General features: G+C 74.1%; 10 protein-coding genes. 6 read left to right on the forward strand and 4 right to left on the reverse strand.

Annotated elements, in window-relative coordinates:
- Nucleotides 1-314: 314 nt before the first annotated feature.
- The 6 genes from ACFZAX_RS16905 to ACFZAX_RS16930 all read left to right on the forward strand — a co-directional run bounded on the left by ACFZAX_RS16905 (nt 315) and on the right by ACFZAX_RS16930 (nt 9494).
- Complete coding sequence (locus ACFZAX_RS16905) at nt 315-3251, forward strand: SCO5717 family growth-regulating ATPase (protein WP_390962333.1); 2937 nt, start codon at nt 315-317, stop codon at nt 3249-3251.
- 198 nt (nt 3252-3449) lie between these two features.
- The gene (locus ACFZAX_RS16910; RefSeq protein WP_390962335.1) at nt 3450-5318 is read left to right on the forward strand and encodes an ABC transporter substrate-binding protein; all 1869 of its coding nucleotides are present in this window, start codon (nt 3450-3452) and stop codon (nt 5316-5318) included.
- A gap of 3 nt (nt 5319-5321) precedes the next feature.
- Entirely contained in the window at nt 5322-6413 is a 1092-nt protein-coding gene (locus tag ACFZAX_RS16915) for an ABC transporter permease subunit (protein ID WP_390962336.1), read from the forward strand.
- On the forward strand, nt 6410-7333 hold the full coding sequence (locus ACFZAX_RS16920; protein ID WP_390962337.1) for an ABC transporter permease subunit: 924 nt from the start codon (nt 6410-6412) through the stop codon (nt 7331-7333). Before ACFZAX_RS16915 ends, ACFZAX_RS16920 begins: the two co-directional genes overlap by 4 nt.
- The gene (locus ACFZAX_RS16925) at nt 7222-8466 is read left to right on the forward strand and encodes an oligopeptide/dipeptide ABC transporter ATP-binding protein (RefSeq protein WP_390962338.1); all 1245 of its coding nucleotides are present in this window, start codon (nt 7222-7224) and stop codon (nt 8464-8466) included. The genes ACFZAX_RS16920 and ACFZAX_RS16925 overlap by 112 nt, the downstream gene beginning before the upstream one ends.
- Nucleotides 8463-9494 (forward strand): oligopeptide/dipeptide ABC transporter ATP-binding protein, encoded by a 1032-nt coding sequence (locus ACFZAX_RS16930; protein ID WP_390962339.1) that lies wholly within the window; start codon nt 8463-8465, stop codon nt 9492-9494. Before ACFZAX_RS16925 ends, ACFZAX_RS16930 begins: the two co-directional genes overlap by 4 nt.
- A gap of 196 nt (nt 9495-9690) precedes the next feature.
- On the opposite strand, the gene ACFZAX_RS16935 is transcribed toward ACFZAX_RS16930, so the two are convergent.
- From ACFZAX_RS16935 to rbfA, 4 genes are all read right to left on the reverse strand, one after another.
- Nucleotides 9691-10653 carry a bifunctional riboflavin kinase/FAD synthetase gene (locus tag ACFZAX_RS16935; RefSeq protein WP_390962340.1) on the reverse strand — a complete coding sequence of 321 codons (963 nt, stop codon included), beginning with the start codon at nt 10651-10653 and terminating at the stop codon, nt 9691-9693.
- 46 nt (nt 10654-10699) lie between these two features.
- A complete protein-coding gene (locus ACFZAX_RS16940) occupies nt 10700-14356 on the reverse strand; it encodes a trypsin-like peptidase domain-containing protein (protein ID WP_390962341.1) in 3657 nt (1218 codons plus the stop codon).
- 272 nt (nt 14357-14628) lie between these two features.
- Complete coding sequence (truB, locus tag ACFZAX_RS16945; protein ID WP_390962342.1) at nt 14629-15528, reverse strand: tRNA pseudouridine(55) synthase TruB; 900 nt, start codon at nt 15526-15528, stop codon at nt 14629-14631.
- On the reverse strand, nt 15525-15968 hold the full coding sequence (gene rbfA, locus ACFZAX_RS16950; RefSeq protein ID WP_328719101.1) for a 30S ribosome-binding factor RbfA: 444 nt from the start codon (nt 15966-15968) through the stop codon (nt 15525-15527). Before rbfA ends, truB begins: the two co-directional genes overlap by 4 nt.
- Nucleotides 15969-15983 lie beyond the last annotated feature (15 nt).

Below are 15983 nucleotides of genomic sequence, written 5' to 3' on the forward strand. Positions count from 1 at the left end.
GGCGGCGGCCCGGCCGGGCCGCCGCCCCCTTCGCGCGTCCACCCGTCGGGGGGCCGTCGTGGCCGCCTTCGTGGTGCGCGCGCGGGCCGACTCGGCCCGGTGCGGGCGGATGTGACGGATCGGACCGTGCACTGCCCCGGGTACGGCCTGACATAGGGGCCCTGATGGCGATTAGGGTGGGGTGTGGGCGTGTCGCGGTACCTTCGGGCGTGCGGTGCGCGTCCCCGGAGGGAGAGCCGGGCGTTCCGGACAACGGGAGACGGTCGCCCCTGCCCACCGCGGCACAAGGGTGCTCGACCACACCAGGAGGCATAGTGAACAGCGATCGGGACGAGATGCGCGAGGGATGGAACACGCCCGGCGACGAGTCGTCCGACGCCGATCCCGCCGAGCTGACGGGCGAGTTCACCATCGACTACACCCCGCCCGCCTGGTACACGCAGAACGCGGCGGGCGACACCTCGGGCGGCTCCGGCACCGCCGGCTCCGGCACCCCTCCCACTCCGCCGCCCCCGCACGGGTCTCCGCTCTCCGTGCCGGGTCTGCCGTCCCAGGGGGGGGTCGAGCACGCCTGGACGACCGCCCCTCCCGCGCCGCCGGTACAGCCGGCGCCCCCCGTGCAGCCCACGCCGCCGGTCCCGGTCGAGTCCGCGCCGAGCACCGGCGCCACCCCGCCGCCGTTCGGGGGCGGTGACGTGGAGAGCGGCACCACCATGCGTTTCTCGGCGGCGGCGCTGAAGCGGGAGTTCGCCGCACGTGACGCCGAGGCCGCCGCCGCGGCAGCCGCCGCAGCCGGTACGGGTGCGGGCTCCGGCACCGACGGGCCCGACGCCGACGCCGGAGCCGTCGGTTCCACGAGCGGTACGGACGAGGCGTCCGCCTTCACCGCCTCCACGCCTCCCGCACTCCCACCCGCCCCTCAGGCGTCCGAGGCCCCCGACGACGCGCCTGCGCCGGACGACGCGTCCGGCCCGGACCGGACTCCGGCGGACACCACCGGGACGGACACGGCCGGCTCCTCCGACGCGGACAGCTTCTCCGACGCGGACGGCTCCTCCGACGCGGACGGAACCCCCACCGGAGACCCCACCGGAAGCCCCTTCGGCAGCCCCACCACCGAGAGCCCGGCGGACGCGGCCCACTCGGTCGTGGCCCTCACCGACTCCGCACCCGCCGACTCCGCGCCCACGGACGCCCGCGTTCCGGACGCCTCGGCCTCGGCGGACGAGTCGGCCACGCCCTGGTCCCCCGCGCTTCCGGCCGCCCAGCCGCCGAACGCGCTGCCCCCGCTGCCGCCCGCCTTCCACCCGGCCGGGCCTCAGCCCAACGCCCCGGAGCAGGCGCCCCGGTGGCCGCCCTCCGCCGGCCGCCCCGACGCCGGTCACGGCTTCCCGCAGGCTCCGCAGCCGCCGCAGATCCCTCAGCCGCCGCAGATCCCTCAGCCCCCGCAGGCGCCCCAGCTGCCGGCGCCTCCACCGCCGCACAACTCTCCGTACGGACAGGGCGGTTACGGCTTCCCGCAGGCGCCGGGGCCGTACCAGCCGTACGCACCGCAGAGCGGCCAGCTCCCCCCGCAGGTACCGCAGCAGGGCGGCTACGGGTTCCCCCAGCAGCCGCACGTCCCTCAGCCCCCGCAGGCCCCCCGGCCGCCGGCGCCTCTCCCCCCGCAGGCGCCCGACGCGCAGGCCGGGTACGGCTACCCGCCGGGTCCCCCGCAGCCCCAGCACCCGTACGCCCCCCAGGGCTTCGTACCCCAGCAGGCCCAGGCGCCCCAGCAGGGGCAAGTGCCCCAGCAGGCCCAGGTGCCCCAGCAGGGCCAGACCCCGCAGCAGGGTCCCGTGCAGCAGCCCGTCGATCCCCGGGCCGGTGGCGCCTGGCCCACCCCGGTCACGCACGATCAGCGTGAGCGCTCGGTGCCCGGCGCACCCCTCGGGTACACCGCCGCCGTGGAGCTCTCCTCGGACCGGCTGGTGCGGGGCAAGCAGAAGGCGAAGAGCAGCCGGAACCCCTCCCCCGCCAGCCGGTTCAAGCTGGGCGGCAAGAAGGAGGAGGCCGACCGGCTGCGGAAGCTCGAACTGATCCGGACGCCGGTGCTCTCCTGTTACCGCATCGCCGTGATCAGCCTCAAGGGCGGCGTGGGCAAGACCACGACGACCACGGCGCTGGGCTCGACGCTGGCCACCGAGCGGCAGGACAAGATCCTCGCCATCGACGCCAACCCGGACGCCGGGACGCTCGGCCGCAGGGTGCGCCGGGAGACCGGGGCGACCATCCGCGACCTGGTCCAGGCGATTCCGTACCTCAACTCGTACATGGACATCCGCCGCTTCACCTCGCAGGCGCCCTCCGGGCTGGAGATCATCGCCAACGACGTGGACCCGGCGGTCTCCACGACCTTCAACGACGAGGACTACCGCCGGGCGATCGAGGTGCTGGGCAAGCAGTACCCGATCATCCTCACCGACTCGGGCACGGGTCTGCTCTACAGCGCGATGCGCGGGGTGCTCGACCTGGCGGACCAGCTGATCATCATCTCGACGCCCTCGGTGGACGGTGCGTCCAGCGCGTCGACCACGCTGGACTGGCTCTCCGCGCACGGTTACGCCGACCTGGTGCAGCGCTCCCTGACCGTCATCTCGGGGGTCCGCGAGACCGGAAAGATGATCAAGGTGGACGACATCGTCCAGCACTTCCGGACGCGCTGCCGGGGTGTCGTGGTCGTCCCGTTCGACGAGCACCTGGCGGCGGGCGCGGAGGTCGATCTGGACATGATGCGGCCGAAGACGCGCGAGGCGTACTTCCATCTCTCCGCCCTGGTCGCGGAGGACTTCGCCCGGGCCCAGCAGCAGCAGGGCCTGTGGACCGCCGACGGCCAGAACCCGCCGCCGCAGTACGCGCCGCCGATGCCCGGGTACCAGCAGTACCCGCCGCAGCAGCACCCCCAACAGCCGTATCAGCAGCAGCCGTACGGGGGACAGCAGCCGCCGCAGTCGCCGTACGGAGGGCAGCAGCCGTACGGGGGACAGCAGCCGCCGCAGTCGCCGTACCCGCCGCAGTCCTACTCGCAGCAGCCGGACAACGGCTGGCGGCAGGGACCGCCCCAGCCTCCGCAGCCGTACGGCGGACCGCCCCCGCAGGAGGGGCAGGCTGGCCAGGCAGGACAGCCCGAGCGGCCGGGTCCGCCCGGTCCGGACGGCCCGTGGCCCGCCCCGGGGTGGCAGCAGCCGCCGCCCGCGCCGCCCCGCCAGTAGGCCGAAGTGGTTTAGACCAATGAGGGCCCGCACCGTTGTGACGGTGCGGGCCTTTTGCGTATTCCCGCAGCCCACACGCCGTTTCGCCGACCGTTGACTCCAGTTGGCCGCCGCTGATAAACCTTCGCTTCACCAGTTGGCGAACCACTGCTCTACCCGCCGCCCCACAAGCGAGTCATGACGCGAGGTCGACGTCCCATGGTCACAAGAAGTCCCGTCCGTTCCGCCCGGCCAGGCCATCGTCTGCGCCTCCTCACGGCCTCGGGTGCCGCCGCGCTGGCGCTCGCCGCCGGATCGCTCGTACCGGGCGCCCCCGCTCCGCTCGCCGCCTCACCCGCCCACGCCGACTCCGGGAAGACGACCCTCACCGTCGCGGTCGCCCAGAGCGTGGACTCGCTGAGCCCGTTCCTGGCGCAGCGGCTGCTGAGCACCAGCGTGCTGCGGCTCATGTACGACTACCTGACGAACTATGACCCCAAGGACAGTCACGCCGTCCCGGGTCTCGCCACCTCGTGGGAACCGTCCGCCGACAAGCTGACGTGGACGTACACCATACGGTCCGACGCGAAGTGGTCGGACGGGGAGAAGGTCACCGCCGAGGACGCGGCGTGGACCTTCAACACGATGATGAAGGACGAGGGGGCGGCCACCGCCAACGGCTCCTTCGTCACCAACTTCGACAAGGTGACCGCGCCCAGCCCGGACAAGCTCGTCGTCACCCTGAAGAAACCGCAGGCGACGATGGCCGCGCTCGACGTGCCGATCGTCCCCGAGCACGTCTGGAAGGACGTCGCCGACTTCTCGAAGTTCAACAACGACACGAAGTTCCCCATCGTCGGTGACGGACCGTTCATCCTGACCGACTACAAGGTCGACAGCTACGTCAAGCTCAAGGCCAACAAGACCTTCTGGCGCGGCTCGCCCAAGTTCGACGAGATCGTGTTCCGGTACTACAAGGACCAGGACGCGGCCGTCGCCGCCCTGCGCAAGGGCGAGGTCTCCTTCGTCGCGGGCAGCCCGAGCCTGACGCCCGCTCAGGCGGCCTCGCTCAAGAGCGCGCCGGACATCAAGGTCAACGAGGGCCCCGGCCGCCGCTTCTACGCGCTGGCCACCAACCCGGGCGCGCGCACCAAGGACGGCCAGAAGTTCGGCGACGGCAACCCGGCGCTGCTCGACCAGAAGGTCCGCCAGGCGCTCTTCCTCGCCGTCGACCGGAAGACCATCATCGACAAGGTCTTCCAGGGCCACGCCGTGGAGGGAGCCGGGTACATCCCGCCCCGCTTCTCCGCCTACCAGTGGCAGCCCGCGGCGGCCCAGCAGCTGAGCTACGACCCGGCCCGCGCCGCCTCCCTGCTCGACCAGGCCGGGTACAAGAAGAACGCCGACGGCAAGCGGGTGGGCAAGGACGGCAAGCCGCTGGACCTGCGCATCCTCTGCCACGCCACCGACCCGAACGACAAGGCCGTCGGCAAGTACCTCCAGGAGTGGTGGGGCGATCTCGGCGTCGGCCTGAAGGTCGACTGCCTCGACAACGTCTCGGACCCCTGGTACGCCGGTGAGTACGACCTCGCCTTCGACGGCTGGTCGGTCAACCCGGACCCGGACTTCGTCCTCTCCATCCACACCTGCGGCGCCCTGCCCGCCAAGGCCAAGGAATCGGCCGCCACGGACAACTTCATCTGCGACCCGCAGTTCGACGACCTCTACGCGAAGCAGCTGGCCGAGTACGACCCCGCGGCCCGCGCGACGCTCGTCAAGGACATGCAGTCGCGGCTGTACGACACCGGGTACATGAACGTCATGGCGTACCCGAACGCCGTGGAGGCCTACCGCACCGACCAGATCGCCTCCATCACCACGATGCCTTCGGACGCCGGCAACATCTACGGCCAGGACGGCTACTGGAGCTGGTGGTCGGCGGTCCCGGCCGCCTCGGCGAGCGGTTCCTCGGATTCGGGCAGCTCCACCGGAGTGCTCGTCGGCGTCGGCATCGCCGTCGTCGTTCTGGCCGGTGGCGGACTGCTGTTCGCCCTGCGCCGCCGTTCCACCGCGGAGGACCGTGAATAACCGATGAGCACTGACAGCACTCCCTTGCCGGGCTTCGGCCCGGCGGGCGTGGAGGGTGCGGGAACCGCCGGTCCGGCCCAGGCCGGGCCGGCGGTCCGCGGTCCGCGCGCCCGCTCCACCACCGCCTACCTCCGCTACGCGGCGGGCAAGCTGGCCGGCGCGGCCGTCTCGCTCTTCGCCGTCCTCGTCACCAGCTTCTTCCTCTTCCGGCTGATCCCCGGCGACCCGGTCAAGCAGATGACCGGCGGGCGCCAGGTGACCACCGAGCAGATCGCCGCGATGCGGCGGGAGTTCGGCCTCGACCTGCCGCTCTGGCGACAGTTCACGCAGTACTGCGGCAACGCCCTGACCGGCGACTTCGGCACCTCGTACCAGTTCCGCACCCCGGTCGTCGACAAGATCGCCGAGGCGCTGCCCGCGACGCTGCTGCTCACCGGGACCGCGTTCGTGATCTACACCGCGATCGGCATCTGGCTGGGCTCCCGCTCCGCCTGGCGCAACGGCTCCTTCGGGGACCGCTTCCACACGGCGTTCGCGCTGACCCTGTACTCCGTACCGTCGTTCTGGCTCGGACTGCTGCTGATCATCACGCTCTCGGTCGGCATCGGCCCGATCCCCGGGCTCTTCCCGACCGGTGGCATGGAGTCCGGCGACTCGTCCGGCTTCGGGTACGTCCTGGATGTCGCCCACCACCTGGTCCTGCCCGTCCTCACGCTGGTGGCGGTGGAGTACGCCCGCACCCTGCTGGTGATGCGCTCCTCGCTGCTCGACGAGATGGGCAGCGACTATCTGACGACGGCCCGTGCGAAGGGGCTGCGGGACGACCAGGTCCGCCGCAGGCACGCGGTGCCGAACGCGATGCTGCCGACGGTCACGCTGCTCTTCGTCAACCTCGGCAACACGGTCGCCGGTGCCATCCTGGTGGAGACCGTGTTCTCCTGGCCCGGCCTCGGCGGTCTCTTCTACCAGGCACTGAGCGTGCCCGACCTGCCGTTGGTGCAGGCGCTGTTCTTCGTCTTCGCCGCCGCGGTGATCCTGATGAACACGCTCGCCGACGTGCTCTATCCGCTCTTCGATCCCCGGGTGGCCCGATGACGACCTCGACGGACGCGCTGGGCCCGGGCAGCAGCCCGCGCTCCCTGGCGTGGACCCGCAGGCGGCGGGCCGCTGCCCGCTTCTGGGCGCAGTACCGGACGCACCGGGCCGGGGTGGTGGGGCTCGCCGTGCTGGTGGTCATCGCCGTTCTGGCGCTGGCGGCCCCGCTGCTGGTGGGGGCCGACTCGAAGAGCGTCACCGAAGCCCCCGGCGGCCCCATGGAGTCGCCGAGTGCCGCGTTCCCCCTCGGTACGGACCAGTTCGGCCGGAGCCTGCTGGCGCTGCTGCTCTGGGGTGCACGGGTCTCGCTCACCGTGGGGCTGCTCGCCGCCTTCCTCTCGGTGGCCATCGGCACCCTGGTGGGCGTCACCGCCGGTCACTTCAAGGGCTGGTACGGAACGGTGGCCATGCGGGTCACCGACTGGTTCCTGGTGATGCCGACCCTGGTGCTCGCCATCGCCCTGGCCACCGTGCTGTCGCGGTCGCTGTGGACCACCGTCCTCGCGATCGGCGTGACGACCTGGCCGACCACCGCGCGGCTGGTGCGGGCCCAGACGCTCTCCGTGGAGTCCCGCCCGTACATCGAGCGCTCCCGGGCGCTCGGCGGCGGGCACGGCCACATCATGAGCCGCCACGTGCTGCCCAACGTCATGCCGATGGTCCTCGCCCAGACCACACTGGCGATCTCGACCGCGATCCTCACCGAGGCGACCCTCGCCTTCCTCGGGCTCGGCGACCCCACGGTCGTCTCCTGGGGCGGGCTGCTCCAGGACGCCCGGGAGGCCGGGGCCGTCAGCTCGGGCAACTGGTGGTACCTCGCCCCGCCCGGACTCGCCATCGCGGTCGTCGCGCTCGCCTTCACCCTCTGCGGCCGGACCATCGAGTCCGTGCTCAACCCCAAGCTGGGGGTGGCCCGTTGAGCGCTCCCGAGGAACGGACCAGCATGACAGCGACCTCGCCACGGCCCCTGCTGGAGGTGCGCGACCTCCGTGTCACCTACGGTTCCGGGCCGTCGGCCGTCCCCGCCGTACGCGGCGTGGACCTGCGCGTCGACGCCGGGCAGAAGCTCGGCATCGCCGGGGAGTCCGGCTGCGGCAAGTCGACGCTGGCGCTCGCGCTGCTGCGGCTGCTGCCCGCGTCGGCCAGGCTGAGCGGCGAGATCCTGCTGGACGGCGAGGACGTCCTGACGATGAAGTGGGGCCGGTTGCGGGCGGTCCGCTGGGCGGGCGCGTCCATCGTCTTCCAGGGGGCCATGCACTCCCTCAACGCGGTGCACCGGGTCGGCGACCAGATCGCCGAACCGATCCTGCTGCACCACCGGGCCACCCCGGCCGCCGCCCGCACCCGCGCCGGTGAACTTCTGGAACAGGTGGGGCTGCCCGCGGCGCGGGCCGCCGCCTACCCGCACGAGCTCTCCGGCGGCCAGCGCCAGCGGGTCATGATCGCCATGGCGCTCGCCTGCGATCCCCGGCTGATCGTCGCGGACGAACCGACCACCGCCCTCGACGTGATGATCCAGGCCCAGATCCTCCGGCTGATCGAACAGCTCGTCGCCGACCAGGACCTCGGCCTCGTCATGATCAGCCACGACCTGGCGGTCCTCTCGGACACCTGCGACCGGCTCGCCGTGATGTACGCGGGCCGGGTCGTGGAGGAGGGCCCGGCCGAGGAGGTGTACCGGCACGCCCGGCACCCGTACGGAGCGGCGCTCTCCGCCGCCTTCCCGCGCATCGGCGACCCCGCCTCGCGGCACGCCCCGCGCGGACTGCCCGGCGACCCGCCGGACCCGGCGGCGCTGCCGTCCGGCTGCGCCTTCCACCCCCGGTGCTCGGCGGCGCTGGACTCCTGCGCCGAGGAGGACCAGTGGCTGCGGGACGCCGGGCCCGGACGGCGCGCGGCCTGCGTCCTGGTGGGCCCGGCGGCGACGCCCGCCACGGAGCCCACCCCCGTCGAAGAGCCGGTCGTACCCGCGGCTGCCGAAGAGCCCGAGGACACCGGTACGGCCACGGGCACGAGCGAGCCCGGGGCAGAGGAAGCGAGGAGCACCCCATGACGACCACCCCCCTGCCGACCACCCCCCTGCCGGCCACTCCCCTGCTGAGCGCCGAGGCGCTGGAGGTCACCTTCCCCGGCCGTCGGGGTGCCGCGCCCGCGCGGGCCGTGGACGGGGTGGCGCTCGACATCCGGCCCGGCGAGATCGTGGCCCTGGTCGGCGAGTCGGGGTGCGGCAAGACCACGCTCGCCCGTTCCCTGCTGGGCCTGGTGGCCCCGACCTCGGGCCGGATCACCTTCGAGGGCCGGCCGCTGGACCCCTCGGCGCGGGCGATGAAGGCGTACCGCAAGCGCGCCCAGCTGGTGCTCCAGGACCCCAGTGGCTCCCTCAACCCCCGCCACACGGTGTACGACGCCGTGGCGGAGGGGCTGCGCATCCACGGGCACCGGGGCGACGAGACCGCGGCGGTGGCCGGCGCGCTCTCCCGGGCCGGGCTGCGGCCCCCCGAGCGGTTCTTCCTGCGCTACCCGCACGAACTGTCGGGCGGTCAGCGTCAGCGCGTCGTCATCGCCGGGGCCCTGGTGCTGGAGCCCGAACTCCTCGTCGCCGACGAGCCGGTGGCCTCGCTGGACGCCTCGGTGCGCGGCGAGATCCTGGCGCTCCTGCTGCGACTGAGGGACGAACTCGGGCTCTCCGCGCTGATCGTGACCCACGACCTCGGGCTCGCCTGGAACATCGCGGACCGGGTGGCGGTGATGTACCTGGGGCGGATCGTGGAGACCGGGGCCGTCGAGCAGATCCTGACGGCTCCCCGGCATCCGTACACCAAGGCCCTGCTGTCGGTGCTGCCGGAGGCGCCGGGCGAGCCCGTGGTGCTGTCCGGCGAGGCTCCGGACCCCTCGAACGTGCCGGGCGGGTGCCGGTTCCACGTCCGCTGCCAGGTGTTCGCCTCGGGCGAGGCCGAGCGGGCGGGGGTGGCGGACGCCTGCCGTACGCAGGACCTGCCGGTGCTCGACGGCGGCGGCGCGGGGCAGGTCGCCTGCCACTGGGCGCGCGCGACCGGCGGGGAGCAGCCGGCTCCGGCGTAGGTCAGGCCGTGTGTCGAAAGTGGCGCCGTCCGCCCGAAGGGCGGGTCCGGCGGCGTCCGGTGCGTGCGATCGCAAGGCGGAGGGTCGCCCCGATACTGGATGTATCGGGGTGATCCCGACAACGCGGCAAGCGTGCGTGCCGGGCGTCGCCGGACAGGCGGGACTTTCGACACACGGCCCAGGGGGCCGGGCGTGGTCAGGCGCCGCGCTCGGCCTCGTACGCGTCGATCAGCCCGGTGCACCGCTCGACGTCGGCGGCCATCGCCACCAGCAGGTCGTCGATGGAGTCGAACTTCAGCATCCCGCGCACGTAGGCGAGGAAGTCGACCGCCGCGTGCATGCCGTACAGGTCCAGGCCGACGCGGCCGATGGCGTACGCCTCCACCGTCCGCTCGACGCCGTCGAACTGCGGGTTGGTGCCGACCGAGATCGCGGCGGGCATGCACTCGCCGGCCACGTCGAGCCAGCCCGCGTAGACGCCGTCGGCGGGGATCGCGCTGTGCGGGACCGTCTCGACGTTGGCGGTGGGGAAGCCGAGGTCCCGGCCGCGCTGCGCGCCCCGCACCACGATGCCTTCGACCCGGTGCGGACGTCCCAGGATCTCGGCGGCGCCGGAGACGTCGCCCTCGGCGATCAGCCGACGGGCGAGCGTGGACGAGAACGGCAGTCCCTCGCCCGCCTCTCCGCTGACGAACAGGTCGACGACCTCGACGGTGTAGTCGTAGGTGGAGCCCAGTTCGGCGAGGAGCCCGACGTCGCCCGCCGCCTTGTGGCCGAACCGGAAGTTCGGTCCCTCGATGACGGTGCGCGCGTGCAGCCTGTCGACCAGCACCTTCACGATGAAGTCGGCGGGCGCCAGCTTCGAGAACTCCGGGGTGAACGGCAGGATGAGCAGCGCGTCGACGCCCAGCTCCGCCATCAGCTCCGCCCGGCGCAGGTGCGGGGCGAGCAGCGGCGGGTGGCTGCCGGGGCGGACGACCTCGCTGGGGTGCGGGTCGAAGGTCACCACGACGGACGGGACACCCAGCTCACGGGCGCGTTCCACGGCCCGGCCGATGATCAGCTGGTGCCCTCGGTGCACCCCGTCGTAGGACCCGATGGTGACGACGCTGCGTCCCCAGTCCTCTGGGATGTCCTCCAAGCCGCGCCAGCACTGCACCGTGACCGCTCCTCGCCCGAGTCTGCATCTACATGCGGTATGTAGATTACGCAGGCCTAAGACTGCCATGCTCGTGTCCGGTCGCCTGCATCGGCACCGTCATCGTGCGCCGGGAGGCTGCCAGGCGCTCCAGGGAGGCCCGGGCGTCGGGCCCCACCACGGCCGCCCACTCCTCGGGGGCGGCGGCCAGCCATCGGCAGACCATCGAAGCGAATCCCGGCACCGCGGACGCGAGGGCGACCAGTTCGCGGTCGAACCGCTCGGCGCCCTCGGCCGACCGGACGAGGAGCGTCCCGGTACGGTGCACCAGCGCGCGGGTACGGGGCTCGGGACGACGCGCCGAACCGGCCGCGGCCGCCCGGAGCAGGGCGTGCAGCACGTCCGGGTCGCGCCCGGTGGTCTGCTCGTACTCCATCAGCGTCTCCAGCAGTTCGGCGCGCGCGGGCCGGGACGCGGGGCTGCCCCCGGAGGCGAGGGTCCGGGCCAGCGCCGCGCGGACCGGAGCGGGCGCGGGCGGGTCCCGGAGCAGCGAGGCGACCAGGGGCAGCAGCAGCGCGCGGGCCGCCGCGCCCTGTTCGAGCCTCTGGTCCACCAGGGCGGCGACCCGCGCGCCGGCGGAGCCCTCGCCGTCCCCGGAGTGCTGGAGGTAGGTGCGGACGAGTCCGGCGGTGTGCAGCGAGAGCGCCGGGAGGTCCAGGGCGGCCAGCTCGGCGAGCGCCTTGCCCGCCTCCTCCCCCGGGCGGGAGAGCCGGCCGTGGAGGGCGGCGAGCACGGGCTGCGGGGACGACGGCAGCGCCTCGGCGACCAAAGCGGTCGGCAGGCCCGGCGCACCTTCCGCATAGGCCCCCAGAGCCTGGGGCAGCCACCGGTCCCGGGTCTCGGGGTCGCGGACGAGGAGCGCGAGCGCCGGGCCGTGCAGCGGGCCGTCCTCCGTGCGCCCCAGCAGGGCGAGCGCGGCGGCGCGCAGCAGCGCCCGGTCCTCGGCCGCATCCGCCCGGCCGTAGACGGCCCCGGCGTAGCGCGCGGCGGCGGCGCGGCGCTCGGGCCGCTCGTCGTCCCGCGCCCAGCGCGCGGTCGCGCGGCTCAGGATGGCGGGCTCGTCCTCGGCGAGGGCGAGGAGGAGTTCGGCGGCGCACGGGTGCGGGGTGTCCACGAGGGCGTCGGCGAGGTCGTCCGGGGCGAGGTCGCGGCGTGCGTACAGCAGGGTCTGCGCGGCGGTGGCCACGGTGGGCCGCAGGGGCGGGCGGCCACCTGCCGGGTCGTCGGGACCGCCGGAGCCGCCGGCGTGGAGCGGGCGCTCGTCGGTGAACCAGCCGCAGAGCATCCGCCGCACCGCCGCCGGGGCCGCCGGGCCCGCGGTCAGCAGGCGGTCCACCGCGTCGAGGAAGCGCTCCTCGCCGGAGCGCCCCGGTCCCCTGTCGGCGGGCATCAGCATCCGCAGCAGGTCGACCCGGTCCTCCAGGGGCAGCCGCAGCCGCCGCCAGAACCACGGGTCGAACGCGGTGTACGCCCCGGCCGGCGCCGTGTCCTCGGCCCCGGCTCCCTCCGACGCGGCCCGGGTGATCCGCCCGGCGAGCACCCGCAGCACTCCGGCGTACGGGCGGGCGTCGGCGACCTTGAGCAGCGTCTCGCGCAGCAGCCGGGCGGCCCACCACGCGGCGTCCTCGTGGCCGGGACGCGAGGGACGGCCGTCCCGGACACGGGCGCCCAGCCGGTCGAGCGCCTCGATCAGGTCGGCCATGCGGTGCGCGAGGGCGGCGTCGCCGTGGCGCCGGCCGGCCAGCAGCATCGCCTGGACGACCGGCCCGATGCGGTGGCGGGGTACGGCCGGGTGGTTCGAGGAGGCCGGGCCGCCCTCCGGTCCGGGGCCAGGCCCGGTGGCGGGCCGCTCGTCGGCGTGCCACCGGTGCACCAGGAAGGTCAGGGCGGCGTCCAGGTCGAGGTGGGCGCCCTGCACCCAGTCGCCGACCTCCTCGTGGGCGAAGCGGTAGCCCTCGCCGGCCGGGACCAGGAGGCCCTCGGCCAGGACGGCGGAGGCCCAGCCGGTGCGCCGGGGGAAGAGCTCCTCGAAGGCGGTTTGGTCCAGCTCCCCCTGGCCGGGCCCCAGGCACCTGCGGGCCGCTTCGTGCACCTGGCCCGCCACCCGCGCGGCGAGCCTGCGTACGGCGTGGCCGCTCACGGGGGGATCGGCGGGTGCCGCGATCCGGACGGCCACCCGGGCGCAGGTCAGGTCGAGGTGGGCGGAGAAGACGTCCTGGGTGTCCGGGGTGCCGGGTACGTCGGGCGGCAGCACCGCGCGGAGCTCGGCGAGGAGTCCCAGGGTCAGCGGATGGCGGTCGTGCCCGGCGGCGACGGCTCCGTCCGCGAGGCCGTACCGCTCCCTGGCCAGGGCCGCCTGCTCCTCGTCGAGGTCACCGAGGAGCAGTCCGGGCGGCAGCCCGACGGCGGGGCGCGCGGGGTGGTGCAGGACGCCCGGCGGGTGGAGGGCGCCCGCCGTCTCCCAGTGCTCGGGGCGGCAGGCGACCACCATGCGGGCCTCGTGCGCGCGGAGCCAGCCGGCGGTGGCGGAGGTCCAGGCGGCGAGCCGGTGGGCGAGGACGGTCGGCATCTCCTCGGGCCCGTCGAGCAGCACGAGCAGCGGGCGCCCCGCGCCGGCGGCGAGGGCGGCGATCCGCTCGGGGGTGGCTCCGGCCGTACTGTCCTCCGGGGCTCCCGGGCCGTCCGCCGCGTTCACGATGCGGGCGGAGCGGTCCAGGGTCCGGGCGACGGCGTCGGCCACGGAGTGGTCGCCGGCGCGCAGGTCGGCGCCGCGCAGCCGGAGGGTGGGCGCGCAGCCGCCCGCCTCGGCGCGTCGGGCGGCGAGGGCGGCGAGTTCGGTGGTGCGGCCGGTGCCGGGTGCGCCGACGAGCCCGAGGACGGTCGCCGGACCGCACTCGAAGGCGGCGAGCTCGGCGGCGACGTGCTCGCGCGGGACGGGCTCGACGGGGTGGGGGCCCTGCTGGATGGGGCGGGCCGTGCCGACGGAGGGGGCGGTGAGCCGGAGGGCGCCCGCGAGGTTGAGGTCCCGGCCGTAGCCGGGGACGGTGAGGGCGTTGCGCCCGAGGAGCTCGTCGAGCGGGCCGCCGTCGCCGGGGTGCAGCAGCAGGGCGAGCCCGGCCGCCTCGTGCCCGGCGCGCAGGGCGGGGCAGAGCACGCCGAGGACGGCTCCGGTCCGGGGGTCGGTGACGGGTCCGCCGACGGCGGCGCCGCCGGATCGCAGCGCGTCCCGGCCGTCGGTGCCGACGGCGAGCTCCAGCACGGCGGCCACCGGATGCGCGTGTCCGTCGCGGGTGGTGTAGGTGGCCGGGGCGGTGCCGAGCACGCGGGCCTGGCGGATGCCATGGGCGGCGATGTGGACGTACGCCCCCGGCTCGGCGCGTTCGGGTGCGGCGATGGGCAGGGGTTCCAGGCCGAGGGCCGTGGTGTCCGCGGTGCGCAGCAGTGCGAGGCCGAGGGCGGGCAGCGGGACGATGCTTCCGGGGTCCACCGGGTGGGGGACCCCGTCCGCGCCGTGCAAGAGCAGCGGGCCGCCGGGCGCGGGGCCGTCGAGGACCTGGTGGCTGGTCACGACGGTGCCCCGGTCGTCGGCCAGGAATCCGGTGCCCCGGGGCCGGCCTGCCTGGTCGCAGATCCTCACCAGCGTCGTCCGGTCCCCGCTTCCCATGGGTCCGAAGGTAGGCGGGCGGGGGCGGCCCGAGAGGCCAGAACGGATGAATGCGCCCCCTCGCGCCCCTGATTCACCCCGAGCGCCCGTCCATTGGGGTGAGTTCGGGGGCCCGAATGGACAGAGTGCTCGGCGGAGGGGGGTTCGTGGAGACGGGGGGCAGCTCCACGGGAACGGCCTGCTTTCCGTCCGGTGCGCACCGGACGGAAAGCAGGCCGCGTGAAGAAGCCGTGCGGGAGAACGGAAACGCCGGGAGACGGTTCGGGGACCGCTCAGGCGAAGACGGCGAGGCTCTTGGCCTTGCCCTTCTCCTCCTCCACCAGCACGAGGAAGGCGCCGTCCGGCCCGAAGACCGCGACCGGCCCCGGCGGGTACGCCGGCATGTCCAGCCGGACCCCGTTGAGCAGCAGCTTGGCCCGCTTCTCGTCCACGTCCCAGCGCGGGAACGCCGTCGCGGCGGCCTCGGCCACCGGCATCACGGTCAGCTCCTGCTGGTGCTGGTCGAGCGTACGGGCCGTGTCGATGCCGTACGGGCCGACCCGGGTGCGCCGCAGCGCCGTCAGGTGCCCGCCGACGCCGAGCCCGGCACCGAGGTCCCGGGCGAGGGCCCGGATGTACGTCCCCGAGGAGCAGACGACGGAGACGACCAGGTCCAGCACCGGGGTGCCGTCCTCCGCGACCGCCTCGCGGACGTCGTAGACGCGGAACGAGGAGACCGTCACCGGACGGGCCGGGATCTCGAACTCCTCGCCGCCGCGCACCCGCGCGTACGACCGCTTGCCGTCGATCTTGATGGCGCTGACCTTGGACGGGACCTGCATGATCGGTCCCGACAGGGCGGCGATACCGGCGTCGATGGCCTCACGGGTGACCTTCGAGGCGTCGGTGGACGAGGTGATCCCGCCCTCGGCGTCGTCGGTGACGGTGTCCTGGCCGAGCCGGATCGTACCGAGGTACTCCTTCTCGGTGAGCGCGAGGTGGCCGAGCAGCTTGGTGGCCCGTTCCACGCCGAGCACCAGCACCCCGGTCGCCATCGGGTCCAGCGTGCCGGCGTGGCCGACGCGGCGGGTGCGGGCGATGCCGCGCATCTTGGCGACGACGTCGTGCGAAGTGAAGCCGGACGGCTTGTCGACGATGACAAGGCCGTCCGGCGTCTTGATCTGCTCCGTCATGCTGAGGTGTCGTCCTCGTCCTCCGGCTTGCGGTACGGGTCGGCGCCACCGGCGTACGTGGCGCCCGAGGACGCCTCGCGTACCTTGGCGTCCGAGGCCCGCACCTGGTCGAGGAGGTCCTCGATCGCCTTGGCGTTGCCCGGCAGGGCGTCCGCCACGAAGGTGAGGGTGGGGGTGAACTTGGTCCCCGCCGCCGCCCCGACCGCCGACCGCAGCACGCCCTTGGCGCTCTCCAGGCCGGCCGCCGCGCTGGCACGGTCCTCGTCGTCGCCGTAGACCGTGTAGAAGACCGTGGCCTCCCGCAGGTCACCGGTGACGCGGGTGTCCGTGATCGTCACGTGGGTACCCAGCCGGGGGTCCTTGACCCCGCGCTGCAGTTTCTCGGCGACCACCTGCTGGATGAGGTCCGCCAGCTTCTTCGCCCGCGCGTTGTCGGCCACTGGTCCGTCTCCTTC

Origin of the sequence: Streptomyces sp. NPDC008125 (assembly GCF_042957125.1) — a bacterium.
In the GTDB taxonomy this organism is placed as follows: domain Bacteria; phylum Actinomycetota; class Actinomycetes; order Streptomycetales; family Streptomycetaceae; genus Streptomyces.

Excerpts from the sequence above, each read along its gene's own strand:
- ACFZAX_RS16910 (WP_390962335.1), top strand. The coding sequence starts at position 3,450 with ATGGTCACAAGAAGTCCCGTCCGTTCCGCCCGGCCAGGCCATCGTCTG.
- ACFZAX_RS16920 (WP_390962337.1), top strand. The coding sequence starts at position 6,410 with ATGACGACCTCGACGGACGCGCTGGGCCCGGGCAGCAGCCCGCGCTCC.
- ACFZAX_RS16940 (WP_390962341.1), bottom strand. The coding sequence starts at position 14,356 with ATGGGAAGCGGGGACCGGACGACGCTGGTGAGGATCTGCGACCAGGCA.
- ACFZAX_RS16915 (WP_390962336.1), top strand. The coding sequence starts at position 5,322 with ATGAGCACTGACAGCACTCCCTTGCCGGGCTTCGGCCCGGCGGGCGTG.
- ACFZAX_RS16930 (WP_390962339.1), top strand. The coding sequence starts at position 8,463 with ATGACGACCACCCCCCTGCCGACCACCCCCCTGCCGGCCACTCCCCTG.
- truB (WP_390962342.1), bottom strand. The coding sequence starts at position 15,528 with ATGACGGAGCAGATCAAGACGCCGGACGGCCTTGTCATCGTCGACAAG.